A 17967-nucleotide genomic window follows, 5' to 3' on the forward strand; every position below is an offset into this window, starting at 1 on the left:
CACATCGAAACCGTCCGACGTGCGTGAACCTAAATCAGAACGGTTCCGAACGACAGGGGGCGACCGTCGCCTGTGTCCGTTCAGCTTCTCCGAACTCCCCCGACCGACCGATGTGACGCTGGTGGAGCGGTCCGGTTCGTACCCGTAAGAAGCGAGCGAGGGTGGCGGCCCGTCCGGACCGCCACCCTCGCCGGGGGTACGCCTGCCGTCAGTCCTCGTCGGACTTGCCGCCACCCATGCCGGAGGCGATCAGCTCCATCACCGAGGAGTCCTGGAGCGTGGTGACGTCGCCCAGCGACCGGTGCTCGGCGACGTCCCGGAGCAGCCGGCGCATGATCTTCCCGGAGCGGGTCTTGGGCAGCTCGGGCACCAGCATGATCTGCCGCGGCTTGGCGATCGGGCCGAGCGTCTTCGCCACGTGGTTGCGCAGGTCGGCGATGAGCTGCTCGCCGGCGTCGCCGGCGGTGTCGGTGCTGCCGCGCGGGATGGCGAACGCGACGATCGCCTGCCCGGTGGTCGGGTCGGTCGCGCCGACCACCGCCGCCTCGGCCACCGACGGGTGCGAGACCAGCGCCGACTCCACCTCGGTGGTGGAGATGTTGTGGCCGGACACCAGCATCACGTCGTCCACCCGGCCGAGCAGCCAGATGTGCCCGTCGTCGTCCCTCTTCGCCCCGTCCCCGGCGAAGTACATGCCCTCGAACCGCGACCAGTACGTCTCGATGAACCGGTTGTCGTCACCCCAGATGGTGCGCAGCATGGACGGCCACGGCTCGCGCAGCACCAGGTAACCGCCGCCGCCGTTGGGCACCGACTGGCCCTGGTCGTCCACCACGTCGGCGACGATGCCCGGCAGCGGCGTCATCGCGCTGCCCGGCTTGGCGGCGGTCACCCCGGGCAGCGGGGAGATCATGATGGCCCCGGTCTCGGTCTGCCACCAGGTGTCCACCATGGGCAGCTCGCCCCGGCCGACGTGCTGCCGGTACCAGATCCACGCCTCCGGGTTGATCGGCTCGCCGACGCTGCCGAGCAGGCGCAGCGACGACAGGTCGAAGCCGGCGGGGATGTCCTCGCCCCACTTCATCATCGTGCGGATCAGCGTCGGCGCGGTGTAGAGGATGGTGACCCGGTACTTGTCGACGATCTCCCAGAACCGGCCCTTGTGCGGGGTGTCCGGGGTGCCCTCGTACATCACCTGGGTGGCGCCGTTGGAGAGCGGGCCGTAGACGATGTAGGAGTGGCCGGTCACCCAGCCGATGTCGGCGGTGCACCAGTAGACGTCGGTCTCCGGCTTCAGGTCGAAGACCGCGTGCGTGGTGTACGACGTCTGGGTCAGGTAGCCGCCCGTGGTGTGCAGGATGCCCTTCGGGCGGGCCGTGGTGCCGCTGGTGTAGAGGATGAAGAGCGGGTGCTCGGCGTCGAACGGCTGCGCGGCGTGCTCCGGCGAGGCGGTCTCCACCGTCTCGTGCCACCAGTGGTCCTTCTCGGACCAGGCCACGTCCTCACCGGTGCGGCGCACCACCAGCACGTGCTCCACCGACGGGCACTTCGCCACCGCCTCGTCGACAGTCGGCTTCAGCGCCGACGGCTTGCCCCGCCGGAAGCCGCCGTCGGCGGTGATCACCACCTTGGCGGTGGCGTCCTGGATCCGGTTGGTCAGCGCGTCGGCCGAGAAGCCGCCGAAGACCACGCTGTGGGTGGCGCCGATCCGGGCGCAGGCCAGCATCGCCACCGCCGCCTCCGGGACCATCGGCAGGTAGATCGCCACCCGGTCGCCGGCCGTGACGCCGAGGTCGGTCAGCGCGTTCGCCGCCTGGCAGGTGAGCTTGTGCAGCTCCGCGTAGGTGATGGTCCGGGTGTCGCCCGGCTCGCCCTCCCAGTGGATGGCGACCTTGTCGCCCCGGCCCGCCTCCACGTGCCGGTCCAGACAGTTGTACGCCACGTTGAGCTGGCCGCCGACGAACCACTTCGCGAACGGCGGGTTCGACCAGTCCAGCACCTGGTCCCACTGCTTCGCCCAGGTCAGCCGCCCGGCCTGGCGCTCCCAGAAGGCCAGCCGGTCCGCCTCCGCCTCGGCGTACGCCTCCGCCGTGACGTTGGCGGCGGCGGCGAGTTCGGCCGGCGGCGGGAACTGGCGCGTCTCGTTCAGCAGATTGGCCAATGCCTCGCTCATGCCGTGCTCCCTCGTCGCTCGGGTGACCTGCGTCTCGTTGCAGGAGAGGTTAGTCCGCACCGTGGGGCGGCGGCGACCGGTCACCGGCCGGATCGCGCCGAGCGGCCCGCGACGCGCGCCGGACGGCGCGGTGCCGGCCGCGCCGCCCGGTCCCGGCCGCGCCGGGTGCCGTGATCGGGACCGGTCACGGCGGTGCTTCGACGCGCTTCGCGGTGTCACCCGCCGAGCCGGAGGTCAGGCCGCTGTCGCCGACGGCTCCGCCGCTCCCGCCGGCCCGCTCGTCCGGCCGGTGACGGTCCGGATCGTGCCGGGTGGACCGCTGCTTCCGCCCGGCCTGCCGGGCTGGCGGACGTCCCGCCGGTGGTGGCCGGGATCACGCCGCCGGTCTGGCCCGGCCGCTGGGTACGCCGGTTCGCCCGGGCCCGGCGGTGGCGGTCGGGACCGGGTGCGGCCCGCGGTGTGCGCCGGTTCGCCCGGGCGGGCCGGTGGCCGGGATCGCGTTCCGGTCGGGTGCGGCCCGCGGCGGACGGCCGGGTCGCTAGCGTGACGGGGTGACCACCGACCCGCTCGCCCCGCTGCTGGAGCTCGCCGACATCGCCCCCGCCGTCGAGCGGGCCCGCGAGCGCTTCGACCAGGCGCTGCGGCACCGCGCACTGCGCCGGCACGGCGGCCAGGTCGCGGCAGAGGTCGGCCTCCGCTCCGCGGTGGCCAGCGCGGCCCTGGAGGGGTACGCCCACGACCGGGAGGCGGTCCGGGCGGGCACGGTGACCGAGCCGGTGCTGCAGGGGGCGCTGCGGGTGGCCGGGGCGCTGCCCGGGCTCAGTGAGCTCTGGCCCAAGGCGCCCCGGCAGGCGCTGGCCAAGCTGCACGTGCTCGCCGCCCGGGACGTGGTGGCCGAGGCCGAGCTGGGCCGCCCGGTGGCCGACCCGGTGGTGGCCACCCGGCTGGACGGGCTGGCCGGGCTGGTCGCCGGTGGCACGAAGGTCTCCCCGCTGGTGGTGGCCGCGGTGGTGCACGGCGAGCTGCTGAACCTGCGCCCGTTCGCCGGACCCTCCGGGCTGGTCGCCCGGGGGGCGGCCCGCCTGGTGCTGCTCTCCAGCGGTCTCGACCCGCGCGGCCTGCTCGCCGTCGACGTGGGCCACCACGAGCGGGAGCCGGAGTACGTCGGCTCGGCCGGTGCCTTCGCCACCGGCACCCCGGACGGGCTGCGCTCCTGGCTGCGGCACTACACGGCGGCCGTCGAGGTCGGCGCGGACCAGCTCACCGCCATCGGCGACGAGATCCTCGCCGCCGCCTGAGCGGCCGGTCGTCCCCGACCGAGCGCGCTGGGTCCGGACGCTGGCTGGTCGTCCGCGCCGTCCTGCCGGGGCCGGTCAGGCGGCGGGGGCGGTGCGGGTGCGGCGGTGCCGGCCGTACCAGGCGATGCCGATGGCCACGCCGACCCCGACGCCGAGCGCCGCCGCGGCGACCGGCACGGCCGGGCGCTCGCGCAGCCGCCGACCCAGCGGGATCGGGTGCCGGAACTCCAGCACCGGCCAGGAGTTCTCCGCCGCCAGCTTGCGCAGCTGCCGGTCCGGGTTGACCGCCGTCGGATGCCCGACGCACTCCAGCAGCGGACGGTCGCTGTACGAGTCGGAGTAGGCGTACGAGTCGGCGAGGTCGTAGCCGCGCGCGGTGGCCAGCTCGCTGACCGCGTCGACCTTGCTCGGCCCGGCCGCGTAGAACTCCACCTCGCCGCTGTAGCGCCCGTCCACCACGCCCATCCGGGTGGCGATCACGTCGGTGACCCCGAGCAGCGCGCCGATCGGCCGGACCATCTCCTCGCCGGAGGCGGAGACCAGCACGACGTCCCGGCCGGCCGCCTGGTGCTCCTCGATGAGGGCGGCGGCCTCGGCGTAGACGTACGGGTTGATCAGCTCGTGCAGTGTCTCCGCGACGATCTGGCGGACCTGTTCCACCGGCCAGCCCTTGCAGAGCGTGGCGAGGTAGTCCCTGGTCCGAGCCATGGTCTGCTCGTCGGTGCCGCCCAGCCGGAACATCAGCTGCGCGTACGCCGACTTGACCACGTCACGCCGGGTGATCAGGCCGTCCCGGTAGAACGGCCGACCGAACGCCAGGGCGCTCGACTTGGCGATGACTGTCTTGTCCAGATCGAAAAAAGCGGCACTTCGGCCCACGGCGCGAAAGTCTAGCCCGATGGTCTATGGTCGGCGGGTGCCCGGGGTTCCAATGCCCCCTGCGACCCACGGGCCGGCCCCACAACCTCCGCGCATCGTGACGGCGGTCACACTCTGCGAACAGGATTTCGCAGCGAGTGGAGGCGACACCACTCGACGTGAGCAGGTCTGCTCAGGCAGACTTGTCGGCACGACGAGAACTCATATCTCGGACAACGCCCAGACCCTCGGCGGTTGCACCCCCCGTGACCGCTGAGTGGGTTCGGCTCGACCCCCCCGGAGCCGAACCTCACGACGACCCCCGTCTCCCCCCGACGGGGGTCGTCCCTTTCCGGACAACGCAGCGTCGCAGGTCACGCCCCATCCTCCGCCCGGCGGGCAGGCTCTCGCCGGGCGGCTCGGCCGCCGAGTCGGCAGACCGTCAGCGGGGCCGAGGCGAAGGTATCCAGGATCCGAGCGGCATGGTCGGCCCCAGCGTGTATAACGATTCAGCGTCGTCGACGCCTGCGCGTACCCCATGACCCGCGGCACCGGGTCGACCGGGACGCCGCCGGCGACCAGCCGGGTGGCGCAGGCGCGTCCCGGATCGTGGAACGCCGCGCTGGCCAGAGCGCCGCGTGAACCGTCTCTCCGCGGAGTGCGGATAACAGGTGACGCTTCCCTACTCCGCGAGAGGCCCTGTGTGAGAGAACTCAGACCACCCCTGGACGCCGATGTCGGTGCGGTGACGGACGCAGTGATCATCGAGCGGTCGGTGCGGGACCCGGAGGCCTTCTCGGCGATCTTCGACCGGCACGCGCCGTACATCCACCGTTACCTGGCCCGGCGCCTCGGTGTGCCGGCTGCCGACGACCTCGTCGCGGAGACGTTCCTCGCCGCGTTCCGCGGCCGGGACCGTTTCGACACCACCCACCCGGACGCGCGGCCGTGGCTGTACGGGATCGCCACCAGGATCGTCGGCCAGCACCGGCGGAACGAGGAGCGCGAGTACCGGTTGCGGCAGGCGTACGTCCCCGCGACGAGCGAGGCGTCGCACGCCAACCGGGTCGCCGCCGTGGTGACGGCGCAATCACTACGCCGGCCCCTCCTGGAGGCGCTGGCCCGGCTCTCCGACGGGGATCGCGACGTGCTGCTGCTGATCGCCTGGGAGGAACTCAGGTACGAGGAGGTCGCCACCGCACTGTCGATCCCGGTCGGCACCGTGCGATCACGACTCAACCGAGCCCGCAGGCTGCTCCGTGAGCGGTTGGGCGGCGCACCCGCCAGCACGATCGAGGAGGTACTGGGAAATGGATGAGATGCGACTGCTCCAGCAGCTCGGCGAGGAGACCGGTCTGCCGGCGGCCGAGCGGTTGGCGCCGGCCCGCAGCCGGCTGGCGACCGCCATGGCCGCGACGGTTGCCGGATCGTCCGCGCCCGCGGCGTCCACCGTACGCCCGATGCCTTCCCGCCCGCGGCGCACGCCCCGGCGGCTGGTGCTCAGCGGGGTGGCAGCGGTCGGTCTGGCGGCGGCGATCGCCTCGGCGCTGGTGCTCGTACCGGACCGGTTCGGTGGCAGCACGCCGCCCGCACAGGCCGATGCCACCCAGGTGCTGCGCAACGCGGCGGTCGCCGCGCTGCGGGTGCCCGACGTCGAGCCCCGGCCGGACCAGTTCGTCTACATCCGCTCCCAGGAGGGGAGTGAGCTGCGGGAGAGCTGGAGGTCGGTGGACGGGACGCGGAACGGTCTGATCGTCGAGACCGCTGCCGCCGGGCGTACGGAATGGGTCGTTCCCGGCTGCCGGAACGGGCGGGCGGTGCCGGTGAAGGGGAACACGGTGGTGCCGGGCGAGACCGAGCCGTGCACCCCGGAGCCCGCCTACCGCGCCGACCTGCCCACCGACGCCGCCGCGATGCGGGCCTTCCTGGCGAAGAATGCCAGCGGGGACCCGGGCGACGCCAATGCCCTCGGCAAGGACGTCCTCCACTACCTCAGCGACAGCTACCTGCGCCCCCGGGCCCGGGCCGCGCTCTACGAGGCCGCGGCGACGATGCCGGACCTGCAAGCCGTGCCGTCCGCCAAGGACGCCGCGGGCCGGCCGGGCATCGGCGTCACCTGGTCCTCGACGAACGGCCCGGGCGAAATCGTGCTCGTCTTCCACCCCGAGACCCACACCTTCCTCGGCGTGGGCGGCCCGGCCGGAGGGTCGGCCGTGTTGGCCGTCGCCATCGTCGACCGAGTCGGCCAGCCGGCCTGACGTCCGCTCCCAGCGGCCGGTCGCCGCGGGGCGTGCCGGGTCTCCGCGCCGCCCGGAGGCCCGGCACGCGCCCGAGCGGCATGGCCGAAGCCGAGAACCCGCCCCGCGAGCGGGATGCGAGCACCGATGACGCTCTTTCCGTGAGAGGCCCACCATGCGACTCCTGCGGCGGACGACTGCCGACGACAGCGCACTGACAGACGCCGACATCATCGCCTGGTCCGCGCTGGACTCCGAGATCTTCGGGACGATCATCGACCGGCACGCGCGGCGCATCCATCGTCGCCTGGCCCGACGCCTCGGTGTGCCGGCCGCGGACGAACTGGTCGCGGAGACGTTCCTCGCGGCGTTCCGGCTTCGGGGTCGGTTCGACGTCACCCGGTCCGACGCTCGGCCCTGGCTCGACGGGCTCGCCGCCGACCTGGCCGACCAGTACCGGATGGCGCGGGAGGGTTGATCGGGCTGGCCGGCCGGCGGGGTCGACGGGCGGCCGGCTGGTGCGGTGGCCGGGCACGGGCGGCTCTCGTCGGCGGCGAGCCCGCCCGCGCGGTGTCGGAGCAGCGCCCGCAGGACCGCCCGGTCGACGTGCGGGCGCCGGGCCACGAGCAGCAGCGCATAGCAGATCGACTGGTTCGGTGGGCGTTGTCCACAGGGCGTCGCGTCGTCCACAGGCGGCGGTACGCGGACGGCGGGCGGCGCGGAACGGGGAGCAGTGTCGGCGGTCAGCAACCCCCGCCGACCGTTGGAGGCCGCGATGCCGCCCCGTACCTCCGTCTCAGCGCACCGGCGCCTGCCGCTGGTCGTCACCTCGGACGGTGAACTCCTCGACGACCTGCTCCGACTCGCCGCGGCGGGCGACGTCGAGGTGGAACTCGCCGCCGACCCGGTGGCCGCCCGGACCCGCTGGCTGCCCGCGCCGCTGGTGCTGGTCGGCTGCGACCAGGCGCAACCCTGCCTGCGGGCGCGGCTGCCGCAGCGGCCCCGGCTGGTCCTGGTGGGCCGGTCCGGCGAACTCGACCCCGGTTGGCAGGTCGCCGAACTGATCGGCGCCGAGCACGTCGCCACCCTGCCCGCCGCCGAACCGTGGCTGGTCGACCGGTTCGCCGAGTGCGGCCCCGACCGGGCCGGCAACGGCGAGGCGCGGGTCACCGCGGTGCTGGGCGGGCGCGGCGGCGCCGGCGCCAGCATCCTCGCCGGTGGGCTCGCGGTCACCGCCGCCCGGGCCCGGCTGCGCACCCTGCTGGTCGACGCGGATCCGCTCGGCGGCGGGCTCGACCTGGTCCTCGGCTGGGAACAGCTGGAGGGGCTGCGCTGGCCGGCGCTCACCGACGCGGACGGCCGGGTGGACGCTTCGGCGCTGGTGCGGTCGTTGCCCAGCCGGGGCGACCTGGTGGTGCTCTCCTGGGATCGCGGGGATCTGCTCACCATCCCGGTGCCGGCGATGGCGGCCACCGTGGATGCCGCCCGGCGTGGTCGCGACTTCGTGGTCGTCGACCTTCCCCGCCACCTGGACGACGCGGCGGTGACCGCGCTCCAGGCGGCCGACCGGGTGTTCGTCGTGGTGCCCGCCGAACTGCGGGCCACCGCGGCCGCCGCCCGCGTGGTGTCCGCCGCCGCCGCGCACTGCGCCGACCTGTCGGTGATCGTCCGTGGCCCCGCCCCGGGCCGGCTGCGGGCGGCCGAGGTGGCGCGGGCGCTCGGGCTGCCGCTCGCCGGCACGCTGCGTCCGGAGCCCGGACTATGCCGAGGGTTGGAACGGGGTGAGGCGCCGGCGGCCAGCGGCCGTGGCCCGCTGGCCGCGCTCTGCCAGCGGATCGTCGCCGACCTCACCGGCGTGCCCGTGCCGGGTGCGGCATGACCGGCCCGGCCGGCGGCGACGGTCTCGCCGCCCGGGTCCGGCAGCGGATCGCCGCCACGGCCGCCCCGGTCACCCCGGCGGCGATCGTCTCCGCCGTACGGGCCGAGCCGGGCGCCGCCGTCCTCGGCGACAACGCCGTGCTGCGGATGGCCGACCGGGTGCGCGACGACCTGGTCGGTGCCGGTCCGCTCGCCCCGCTGCTGGCCGATCCCGAGGTGACCGACGTGCTGGTCAACGGCACCCGGGTCTGGGTCGACCGGGGGCACGGCCTGCACCAGGTCGCGGTGCCGGTCGGCTCGGTCGACGACGTACGCCGGCTCGCGCAGCGGCTCACCGCGGGTGCCGGCCGGCGGCTGGACGACGGCTCCCCGTACGCGGACGCCCGGCTCGCCGACGGCACCCGGCTGCACGCGGTGCTGCCACCGGTGGCGACCGACGGGCCGTACCTGTCGTTGCGCACCTTCCGCCAGCGGCCGTTCACCCTCGACGAGCTGGTACGCCAGGGCACCGTGCCACGGCCGGTGGCGCCGGTGCTCGCCGCGCTCGTCGAGGCCCGGCTGGCGTACCTGGTCACCGGGGGCACCGGCTCGGGCAAGACCACCTTGCTCAACACGCTGCTCGGGCTGGTGCCCGCGACCGAGCGGATCGTGCTGGTGGAGGATGCCGCCGAGCTGCACCCGGTGCACCCGCACGTGGTGGGGCTCCAGGCCCGCACGGCCAACGTGGAGGGCTCCGGTGCGGTCGGGCTGACCGACCTGGTCCGGCAGGCACTGCGGATGCGGCCGGACCGGCTGGTCGTCGGTGAGTGCCGGGGCGCTGAGGTGGTCGACCTCCTCGCCGCCCTGAACACCGGCCACGACGGCGGGGCCGGGACGCTGCACGCCAACGCGCCGTCGGACGTACCAGCCCGGCTGGAGGCCCTCGGCCTGCTCGGCGGCCTGCCCCGCGCCGCGCTGCACGCCCAGGTGGCCGCCGCGCTCCAGGTGGTGCTCCAGGTCCGGCGCAGGTCCGGCCAGCGGGTGCTGGAGTCGATCTGCCTGTTGCTCCCCGAGGGCCCGGAACGGCTGGTCACCGCGGTTCCCGCCTGGGTACGCGGACGCGGGCTCGGCCTGGCCGCCCGGCCGCTCGGGGCACTGCTGCGGGAACGCGACGTCGCGCTGCCGCCGATCCTCTGCGAGCCCTGGCCCGGATCGGCGGGACCGGCATGAGCGCCGGCTACTGGGCGGCGCTGCTGGCACTGCTGGCCACCGTTGTTGTGGCGTCGGCCAGGCCGCTGTGGCGGGGTTACCGGCTCGGCCGTCGCGCCCTGACCGCCCCGGCTGGCCGGGCGGCTGGGTCCGACGACCCGTTGCTGGACTGGGTGGCGGAGCTGCGCGGCTCGGCCGGCGGGGTCGACGGCGACACCCGGGTGCGCCGTCAGGTGCCGGGGTTGCCCGCCCGGCACGTGGCCCGCCGAGGGGCGCTGGCTCGCCCGTCCGGCGCACTCGCCTCGCTGTCCCCGCCGGCCGCCGGAGCGGCATCGGTGGCCGTGCGTCCGACCGGCTCACCGCGACCGCCAGGCCGCCGGGATCCCCGCCGCCCGGCCGGGCCGGTCGGGCCGCCGAGCGCGACAGCTCCGGCGGGACGGCGGCCGGGAGCTTCCACCGGTCCGGGCCGCCACCCCGGTTCCGGATGGCGCCGGATGGCAGCGGTGGCCATCGCCGCGCCGAGGCGCACCCTGCTCCTGGCCGGGCTGGCCGGTGCCGGAACCGGCGTGTTGCTCGGCGGTCCGGTGGCCGCGGTGGCCCTGGCCGGGTACGGGTGGTTGGGCACCCGCGCCCTGGTACGGCGGCAGACGGCACGGCAGGCGGATCGGCTCCGTCGCAAGCGCCTGGACCAGCTCTGCGGCCTCGCCGCCGACCTGCGCGCCGGGTTGCCCGCGCTGGTGGCCGCCGAGCGGCTGGGACTGGCCACCGCTCAGACCGCCGACGCTCAGGGCTGGGCGAGCGTCGGCCCGGGCCCGACGAGGACCGGCGCAGCAAGCCACCCGGAAAGCACCCGCCTGGCGGGCCGGCCGGCGGCGCGCGTCGGCAGGGCGGAAGGACGAGACCGTGCGGCACCACGCCTGCCGGTGACGAACACCGGCCCGGGACGGGCGCCGTCGCGCGCCGGCGCGGGTGGCGGCTCGGGCCCGGCACTGGCGGGGGAGGTACTGCCCGTCGCGGATGCCGCTCCGATCGTCCACGGCCCGGCCGACTGGCCGATGATCGACGGCACCGAGCGGGTTCCGTCCCGACCGGTCCCGCACGCCCCGGCCTGGTCGGCCGTGGGCCCGGAGCCGGCGTCGACCGTCGACGCGGCGGGCGGGCCGGCGGTCGAGCCGGCAGGGGCCGAGTCGCGGCGTGACGGGCCGGGCCGGTGGCGTCCCCGCTCCGGCGAGGAGCCGGGCGAGCCGGACCGTCTCCTGCGGCTGGCGCTCGCCGCCGTACGTCTCGCGGACCGGACGGGCGCGCCGTTGGCCGAACTGGTGGAGCGGATCGAGGCCGACGCCCGCTCGACCGATCGTGGCCTGGCGGCGGCGGCGGCCCAGGCGGCCGGGGCGCGGGCGACCGCGTGGCTGCTGGCCGCACTGCCCCTGGGCGGCGTCGGCCTCGGTTACGGCATCGGCGTGGACCCGGTCGCCGTGCTGCTGCACACCCCGATCGGCGGCGTCTGTGCCGTCGGCGCGATCGTGCTCCAGATCGCCGGACTGCTCTGGACCGAGCGGCTCGGCGGGACGCCGGGGCGGGCCGGCTGATGTCCCGGACCGCCCTGGCGGCCGGCTGCCTGGTCGCGGCGGCCCTGCTCGCGGTGACGGCCGGGGCCGGGCGTCGCCCACGGCACCGGCTGCGAGAACTGAACTCCGCTCCACCCGGCCCGGGAAGTTTGCCCGCCGGAGCGGACGACGGAGACGGTGCGCGGCGGGTGGGCCGGCGTCCGGACGCGGTCCGGCTCGCGGCGGGGCTGGCCGGCCTGGCGGTCGCCGTGGTCGTCGGCGGCTGGCCGGGACTGATCGCGGCGACGCCCACGGCGATCGTCCTCGACCGGGCACTGCGCCGGATCGAGCCACCCGCCGTACGCAAGCGTCGGCTCCGCGAGGCCGGCGATCTGCCCCTCGCCGCCGACCTGCTGGCCGCGGCGATGCGGGCGGGCGCGCCGGTCGACCGGTCGGTGCTGGCGGTGGCCGAGGCGCTCGACGGCCCCCTCGCGCGGCGGCTGGGCCGGGTCGGCCGCACGCTGCTGCTCGGTGGTGGTCCCGAGGAGGCGTGGTCCCAGCTCGGGCCGGTGCCGGGCGCGGAGCGGCTGACCGCGGCGGCGTTGCGCTCCTCGCACAGCGGAGCCGCGCTGGCCGGGGCGCTGACCCGGCTCGCCGACGACCTGCGGGCCGACCGGGCCACCGCGGCGGAGGCGTCCGCGCGCCGGGCGGGGGTGCTCGTCGTCCTGCCCCTCGGGCTCTGCTTCCTGCCCGCCTTCATTCTCGCCGGCCTGGTGCCGGTGATCGTCGCCGTCCTCGGTGACGTGCTCTGAGATCCCTAGAGAAAGGACCAGCACGTGCGCAAACTCCTCACCCGCCTGCGCGGGGACGCCGGGATGAACACCGCCGAGTACGCGGTCGGCACGCTGGCCGCGGTGGCCTTCGCCGGCATCCTGCTGAAGGTGCTGACCTCGGGCAACGTGCAGTCGGCGCTGACCGCCGTCATCGACCGGGCGCTGAAGTGACCCGGCGCCGGCCGGCCGGCCACGACCGGGGGTCCTTCACCGCCGAACTGGCGGCTGGCCTGCCGGCGCTGGTCCTCCTCCTGCTCGCCGGCCTGACCGCGGTCAGCGCGGCCAGCACCAAGGCGGGCTGCCTGGACGCGGCCCGGGAGGCGGCGCTCGCCGCCTCCCGGGGCGAGGACGGGACGGCCGCGGGGCGGCGCTCCGCTCCGTCGGGCGCCGAGGTGTCGGTGGCGGTCGTCGGGGAGCGGGTCCATGCCACGGTCCGGGCCCCGGTCCGCAGCCTCGGTGCCCGGCTGCCCCGGGTCACCGTGGTCGCCACCGCGGTCGCCGCGGTCGAACCGGGCGCGCCGGGTCCGCAGCCGTGATCGCCGCCGGCAACCCCCGCCCACGGGATGGCTCCGGCGCTGACGCCGGGCGCGCCGATCGTGCCGGCGTCCCGGGGGTTCGTGCGCTCCGGTGTCGGCCCGCTCGGGCTGCCCGTGCCGGCGTCCCGGCGGTCCGTGCGCTCGGGCGTCGGCCCGCTCGGGCCGGCGCCGCGGCGATGGGTGCGCTGCGGCGGGGGCCCGGCGGTCGGGCCGGGGAGCGGGGCGGGGCAACGATCTGCCTGCTCGCCGTCGGGCTGGTGTTCGTGGTGGTCGGCGTGTTCGGCGCGGCGGTCACCAGCGCCCGGGCGGCCCGGCAGCAGGCCCGGGCGGCGGCCGACTTCGCCGCGCTCGCCGGCGCCGCCCGCGCGCTCGGCGGGGCCACGACGGCCTGCGGACACGCGGCCGAGATCGCCGCCGCCAACGGTGGGCACCTGGTCGGTTGCCGGCTCGACGGCCTGGACGTCCTGGTCACGGCGGAGGTGACCGTCGCGCCGCTACCCGGCCTGACCCGCGTCGTCCGGGTCAGTGCCCGAGCCGGCCCGGTGCGCGGGTGACCTGCGGGCGGCGGGAGCCCGGGGTCAGCGGTTGCCCGCGCCCCGGGCTCCGGGCGTCAGCGGGCCTGGAGGGCGTCGAGCGCCACGGCCATCGCGATCACCAGTCGCCGGTCGATCTGCGGGTGCTGGATCTCGACGACGTACCGGTCGCGCAGGCCCCACTTCTTGACCACGGTAAAGACCGGCTGGCCGTTCGCGGTGAAGTCGAAGTGGTACGGCAGCCAGGACAGCGAGTCGACGAAGCGCCGCAGCAGCGCCACCGGCAGGCTCCGCTCCTGTCCGGTGACCTGCGGCAGTCCGGCCTGCTCCACGTGCCAGGTGGAGCGGAGCAGTGACTGGGCGAAGTCCTTGCGGAAGGCGCCGATCGGGTTGCCGGCGGCGTCCGTCACGTCGTACGTGGCGCCGAGGTCGAGGCGCTGGCGGGCCTTGAACCCGAGCAGCGGCTGCTGCTTCGAGTCGTCGGTGTAGATGGTCACCTGCTCCTTGAAGGCGAGCCGCTTCTGCTGGGCGAACGCCAGCAGGCCGCCCTCGGAGCCGTCCGGCGCGACGGCGTGGACCTCGTACTGGTTGACCATCATCCGCACCCGTTGGCGGATGTGGAACTGCTGCTGGGCCTGCAAGTTGTCGGGCTGCATATTCGTCTCCTCACCGATAATCCGCCGGAGTCTCGCACAGCCCGGCCGCCTCCGCCGCCCGGACCGGCGCCAGCCGCCCGGGGAGTGGCGTCAGCCGCCCGGAGCGGCGTCAGCGGCAACCGTCCACGGTGGCGCGCAACGCCCAACTGTTGAGCACCTGGTGGATGCCGCGCAGCCGCTCGTTGATCTGCTCCAGCCGCTCCGCCTGGGCCAGCGCGGCGAGCGCGGCGCCGAGCGCTATCTGCTGGTCGGGGGTGAGGTTCTCCTGGTCGATGGTGTAGAGCAGGTCGACGGTCTCGGCGATGGTGTCGGCCACGACTCCTCCTCCGGGCGAGCGACGAACGAACAGCGGGGGACGAACGCACAACGGACGGGCCAGGGCGACCACGACAGCGGGGACGCCATCGATGGCCCGAGTCAGCTCCGTCGATGGAAGCGCTCCCACGCATCTATGCCCGGCACTCCCGCGGTTCATGCATCCGATCGACTCAGGACGGCAGGTTCGCCAGCACCACGTCGAGCACCCGGATCGCGTCCGGCTTGGACAGCGGGTTGTTGCCGTTGCCGCACTTCGGCGACTGGACGCAGGACGGGCAGCCCGCCTCGCAGCCGCACTCCGCGATCGCGTCCCGGGTGGCCCGCAGCCACGCCGCCGCCGTGCCGTACGCGCGCTCGGCGAAACCCGCCCCACCGGGGTGCCCGTCGTAGACGAAGACCGTCGGGGCCTCGGTGTCCGGATGCGCCGCGGTGGAGAGCCCGCCGATGTCCCACCGGTCGCAGGTCGCCATCAGCGGCAGCAGCCCGATCGCGGCGTGCTCGGCGGCGTGCAGCGCCCCCGGCACGTCGGCCGGCTCCACCCCGGCCCCGGTCAGCGACTCCGGCGACAGGGTGAACCAGACCGCCACGGTGCGCAGTTCCCGGGCCGGCAGGTCCAGCGGCCGGGTGTCGATCACCTCGCCGGTGGCGATCCGGCGCCGCTGGTAGGAGACCACCTGGCTGGTCACGTCGACCTCGCCGAGGAAGAGCCCCACCGGCCCGGCGTCGACATAGGACCGGACGCTGACCACCGACAGCGAGGTGACGTCGCGGGCGTGGGTGGACCAGTCCGGCTCCTCCGGGTGCACCAGCGCGCACCCGTCGGCCAGGTCCAGCTCGTCCACCACGTACGAGACGCCCTGGTGCAGGTAGACCGCGCCGGGGTGGAGCAGGAAGTGCGACGAGCCGCCGTCGACGGTGCCGAGCAGCCGCCCGGTCGCCGCCTCCACCACGCAGACCGGGGCGCCGCCCTCGCCACGCAGGTCCACCTCGGGGCGCTCCCGGTGCCGCCAGTACCAGCCGGTCGGACGCTGCCGCAGCGCCCCCGCCTCGACCAGCGCGTCCACCGCCTCCTTCGCCCCGTCGCCGAAGAGCGCCAGGTCGGCCGGGGTGAGCGGGGCCTCGACCGCCGCGCAGGCCAACTGCGGCCCGAGCACGTACGGGTTGGCCGGGTCCAGCACTGTCGCCTCCACCGGCGCCCCGAACACCGCCTCCGGATGGTGCACCAGGTAGGTGTCCAGCGGGTCGTCCCGGGCCACCAGCACGGCGAGCGCCTCCTGCCCGGAGCGCCCCGCCCGCCCGGCCTGCTGCCAGAGCGAGGCCCGGGTGCCCGGGTAACCGCAGATCAGCACCGCGTCCAGGCCGATCAGGTCGACGCCCAGCTCCAGCGCGTTGGTGGAGGCCAGCCCGAGCAGCTCGCCGTGCAGCAGCGCCCGTTCCAGCTCCCGCCGCTCCTCGCGCAGGTAGCCGGCCCGGTAGGCGGCCACCCGGCCGCCGAGCCCCGGCACCGCCTCGTCCAGCGCCCGGCGCGCGTTGGCCGCCACCACCTCGGCGCCCCGGCGGGACCGGACGAAGGCGAGCGTGCGTACCCCCTCGGCGACCGTGTCGGCGAGCAGGTCCGCGGTCTCTCGCAGCGCCGACCGGCGGACCGGCGCGAGGTCCACCGCGTCGGACGAGGTATCCGCCGAGGGCAGCAGCGGCGGCTCCCAGAGCGCGAAGGTCACCCCGCCGCGCGGCGAGGTGTCCTCCGTGACGGCGGCCACCGGCAGGCCGGTGAGCCGCCCGGCCGCCGTCGCCGGGTCACCCGACGTCGCCGAGGCCAGCACGAAGACCGGCGTGTTGCGGGAGTCCCCGAGCGCGGGGGAGGAGGCGCGGCCCGTAGCTCCGCTCAATCTGCGCAGCCGGCGCAGCACGTGCGCGACGTGCGAGCCGAACACCCCCCGGTAGGTGTGGCACTCGTCGACCACCACGTACGCCAGCCGGCGCAGGAACCCCGACCACTGGGCGTGCCCGGGCAGGATGCCGTGGTGCAGCATGTCCGGGTTGGTCAGCACGAACCGGGAGTGCCGCCGGATCCACTCCCGCTCGGCGCGCGGCGTGTCCCCGTCGTAGCAGGCCGGGCGTACCCCCTCCAGCTCCAGCTCGGCGACGGCGCGCAGCTGGTCGGCGGCGAGCGCCTTGGTCGGGGCCAGGTAGAGCACGGTGGCCCGGGGGTCGGCGAGCAGCGTGGAGAGCGCGGGCACCTGGTACGCCAGCGACTTGCCGGACGCGGTGCCGGTGGCCACCACGACGTGCTGCCCGTCGTACGCCAGGGTGGCGGCCTCGGCCTGGTGCCGCCACGGCGCGACCACGCCGCGGCGGGCGAACGCCGCGCGCAGCTCCGCCGGGACCCACTGCGGCCAGGGCGCGGGCACGCCGGGCCGGGCCGGCACCCGCTCGACGTGGGTGACCGGGTCGGCCGGGTGCCGACCGCGCAGCCGCCCCAGCAGCTCCGCCGGCGACCGCCCGGAGCCGGCGGCTACGGTGGCCGCGGGCGACGGCTCCGGATCGTCGCGCGGCGTCAGACGCGACGGCTTCAGGTCGTCGCGCGGCGTCAGACGGGCCGAGCCGGAGCTGTCGGTCGACGGCTTCAGGTCGTCGCGCGGCGTCAGACGGGCCGAGCTGAAGCTGTCGGTGGTCACGACCTGCACTCTCGCACTGGTGTTCGGAAATGAAAAGCCGGGGCGCTGGGTAAGGGGGAGGCTTCGCCGGTGAGCCGTCGGGCGGCACCGGCGGTAGTGGTTAGATGCCCAGGAGAGTTTACGGCTCTTGCGAGGAGGACCGATGGAGCTGTCGCTGGCGACCCGCACCGTGGGGGAACACACGGTGCTCGAGGTCGGCGGTGAGGTGGACGTCTACACCGCCCCCCGGCTGCGCGAGCGGCTCCTGGAACTGATCGACGGCGGGGCCCGCCACGTCGTGGTCGACCTCGGCCGGGTCGACTTCCTCGACTCCACCGGCCTGGGCGTGCTGGTCGGCGCGCTCAAGCGGCTGCGCTCGGCCGGCGGCTCGTTCGCCCTGGTCTGCGACAAGGAACCGCTGCTCAAGATCTTCCGGATCACCGCGCTCGACCAGGTCTTCCCGCTGCACCCCACGGTCGACGCCGCGGTGGCCGCGGGACCGACCGGCGCCGGCGCGTGATGGCCACGGTCCGGCTCTCGTTCTCGCCGGCTCCGGTGCACGTCCGCACCGCCCGCCTGGTCGGCGTGGCGGTCGCCCGGCGGGCGGGGGTACGCGAGGACCTGCTCGACGAGGTGCGCCTGGCGATCGGCGAGGCGTGCACCCGGGCGGTCGCCCTGCACCGCCAGTACGGGCTGGCCGACCCGGTGCTGGTGGAGATGTCCGACGCCGGGCAGTACGCCGTCCGGGTGATCGACCGCGCCCCGATCGAGGCCGGCATCGGGCTGGCCGCGCTGCCGCCGGACGAGCTGGCCGACGAGTCGCTCACCGACGAGGCGCTCACCACCGGCGTCGGCTTCGCGCTGCTCGCCGGTTTCGTCGAGGACCTCCAGGTACGCCCGGTCGACGAGGGCATCGGCACCGAGGTCCGGATGGTCTGGCCCGTCGGCCGCTGACCTGCTCACCCGCCGTTTCAGGCCGCGTCCCCAGCTCGGGGCGCGGCCTGTCTGGCATGGACCCGCTCCTATATCAGATTTCGGTTCATAACACAGCGACGAAGATCATCGAGAGAGGGTGCCCCCTCGGTGTGACCTCCGACACGACAGAGGGCTACAGTACGCGGGTTGTCAGCAAGTGATCCATCCCGCAGCCAGCGGGAACGGGTGTTCATCGCTGGTCCGCCGGGGTGGGTTGGCGCGCGCTTGCGAATCCGCATCCAGGCGCCGGTCGGTGCGTCTCCACCGGCCGGTGCGAGTG

At 75.3% G+C, this 17967-nt stretch carries 18 protein-coding genes; 13 read left to right on the top strand and 5 right to left on the bottom strand.

What is annotated here, in order from left to right; translation table 11 throughout:
• Positions 1-208 precede the first annotated feature (208 nt).
• Positions 209-2173 (bottom strand): acetate--CoA ligase, encoded by a 1965-nt coding sequence (gene acs, locus SM577_RS10220; RefSeq protein ID WP_474586765.1) that lies wholly within the window; start codon positions 2171-2173, stop codon positions 209-211.
• A 551-nt stretch (positions 2174-2724) separates the two neighbouring features.
• Here acs and SM577_RS10225 point away from each other — a divergent pair.
• Entirely contained in the window at positions 2725-3471 is a 747-nt protein-coding gene (locus SM577_RS10225; protein ID WP_474586766.1) for a Fic family protein, read from the top strand.
• Between the two features lie 75 nt (positions 3472-3546).
• Here SM577_RS10225 and SM577_RS10230 read toward each other — a convergent pair whose 3' ends face one another.
• Positions 3547-4350 carry an HAD family hydrolase gene (locus tag SM577_RS10230; protein ID WP_302918599.1) on the bottom strand — a complete coding sequence of 268 codons (804 nt, stop codon included), beginning with the start codon at positions 4348-4350 and terminating at the stop codon, positions 3547-3549.
• Between the two features lie 682 nt (positions 4351-5032).
• Here SM577_RS10230 and SM577_RS10235 point away from each other — a divergent pair.
• From SM577_RS10235 to SM577_RS10280, 10 genes are all read left to right on the top strand, one after another.
• Positions 5033-5647 carry an RNA polymerase sigma factor gene (locus SM577_RS10235; protein ID WP_474586767.1) on the top strand — a complete coding sequence of 205 codons (615 nt, stop codon included), beginning with the start codon at positions 5033-5035 and terminating at the stop codon, positions 5645-5647.
• Positions 5640-6587, top strand: coding sequence for a CU044_5270 family protein (locus tag SM577_RS10240; RefSeq protein ID WP_474586768.1), 948 nt, complete (start codon positions 5640-5642; stop codon positions 6585-6587). Before SM577_RS10235 ends, SM577_RS10240 begins: the two co-directional genes overlap by 8 nt.
• 154 nt (positions 6588-6741) lie before the next feature.
• Positions 6742-7044 carry a sigma factor gene (locus tag SM577_RS10245; protein ID WP_302918596.1) on the top strand — a complete coding sequence of 101 codons (303 nt, stop codon included), beginning with the start codon at positions 6742-6744 and terminating at the stop codon, positions 7042-7044.
• A 297-nt stretch (positions 7045-7341) separates the two neighbouring features.
• Positions 7342-8445 (top strand): septum site-determining protein Ssd, encoded by a 1104-nt coding sequence (ssd, locus tag SM577_RS10250; RefSeq protein WP_474586769.1) that lies wholly within the window; start codon positions 7342-7344, stop codon positions 8443-8445.
• Positions 8442-9653 carry a TadA family conjugal transfer-associated ATPase gene (locus tag SM577_RS10255; RefSeq protein WP_302918594.1) on the top strand — a complete coding sequence of 404 codons (1212 nt, stop codon included), beginning with the start codon at positions 8442-8444 and terminating at the stop codon, positions 9651-9653. The genes ssd and SM577_RS10255 overlap by 4 nt, the downstream gene beginning before the upstream one ends.
• Before the next feature lie 473 nt (positions 9654-10126).
• Positions 10127-11221 (top strand): type II secretion system F family protein, encoded by a 1095-nt coding sequence (locus SM577_RS10260; RefSeq protein ID WP_474586770.1) that lies wholly within the window; start codon positions 10127-10129, stop codon positions 11219-11221.
• Positions 11221-11991, top strand: a complete 771-nt coding sequence (locus tag SM577_RS10265) for a type II secretion system F family protein (RefSeq protein ID WP_302918593.1) — start codon at positions 11221-11223, stop codon at positions 11989-11991. Before SM577_RS10260 ends, SM577_RS10265 begins: the two co-directional genes overlap by 1 nt.
• Positions 11992-12054: 63 nt before the next feature.
• Positions 12055-12183, top strand: a complete 129-nt coding sequence (locus SM577_RS10270) for a DUF4244 domain-containing protein (RefSeq protein WP_208418639.1) — start codon at positions 12055-12057, stop codon at positions 12181-12183.
• Positions 12180-12548, top strand: a complete 369-nt coding sequence (locus tag SM577_RS10275) for a TadE family type IV pilus minor pilin (RefSeq protein WP_474582201.1) — start codon at positions 12180-12182, stop codon at positions 12546-12548. The genes SM577_RS10270 and SM577_RS10275 overlap by 4 nt, the downstream gene beginning before the upstream one ends.
• Positions 12549-12724: 176 nt before the next feature.
• Positions 12725-13102, top strand: a complete 378-nt coding sequence (locus SM577_RS10280; RefSeq protein ID WP_474582202.1) for an Rv3654c family TadE-like protein — start codon at positions 12725-12727, stop codon at positions 13100-13102.
• Between the two features lie 56 nt (positions 13103-13158).
• On the opposite strand, the gene SM577_RS10285 is transcribed toward SM577_RS10280, so the two are convergent.
• The 3 genes from SM577_RS10285 to SM577_RS10295 all read right to left on the bottom strand — a co-directional run bounded on the left by SM577_RS10285 (position 13159) and on the right by SM577_RS10295 (position 16616).
• Positions 13159-13737 carry an LURP-one-related family protein gene (locus SM577_RS10285; RefSeq protein WP_474582203.1) on the bottom strand — a complete coding sequence of 193 codons (579 nt, stop codon included), beginning with the start codon at positions 13735-13737 and terminating at the stop codon, positions 13159-13161.
• 109 nt (positions 13738-13846) lie between these two features.
• A complete protein-coding gene (locus tag SM577_RS10290; protein ID WP_302918589.1) occupies positions 13847-14053 on the bottom strand; it encodes a hypothetical protein in 207 nt (68 codons plus the stop codon).
• Between the two features lie 172 nt (positions 14054-14225).
• Positions 14226-16616 (bottom strand): DEAD/DEAH box helicase, encoded by a 2391-nt coding sequence (locus SM577_RS10295; protein WP_474586871.1) that lies wholly within the window; start codon positions 16614-16616, stop codon positions 14226-14228.
• A gap of 259 nt (positions 16617-16875) precedes the next feature.
• Between SM577_RS10295 and SM577_RS10300 the strand changes: the two genes are divergently transcribed.
• Positions 16876-17232, top strand: coding sequence for an STAS domain-containing protein (locus tag SM577_RS10300; RefSeq protein ID WP_109904225.1), 357 nt, complete (start codon positions 16876-16878; stop codon positions 17230-17232).
• Positions 17229-17666, top strand: coding sequence for an ATP-binding protein (locus SM577_RS10305; protein ID WP_088997064.1), 438 nt, complete (start codon positions 17229-17231; stop codon positions 17664-17666). The genes SM577_RS10300 and SM577_RS10305 overlap by 4 nt, the downstream gene beginning before the upstream one ends.
• The last annotated feature ends 301 nt before the right edge of the window (positions 17667-17967 follow it).

The sequence above is a fragment of the Micromonospora desertarenae genome (assembly GCF_056150265.1).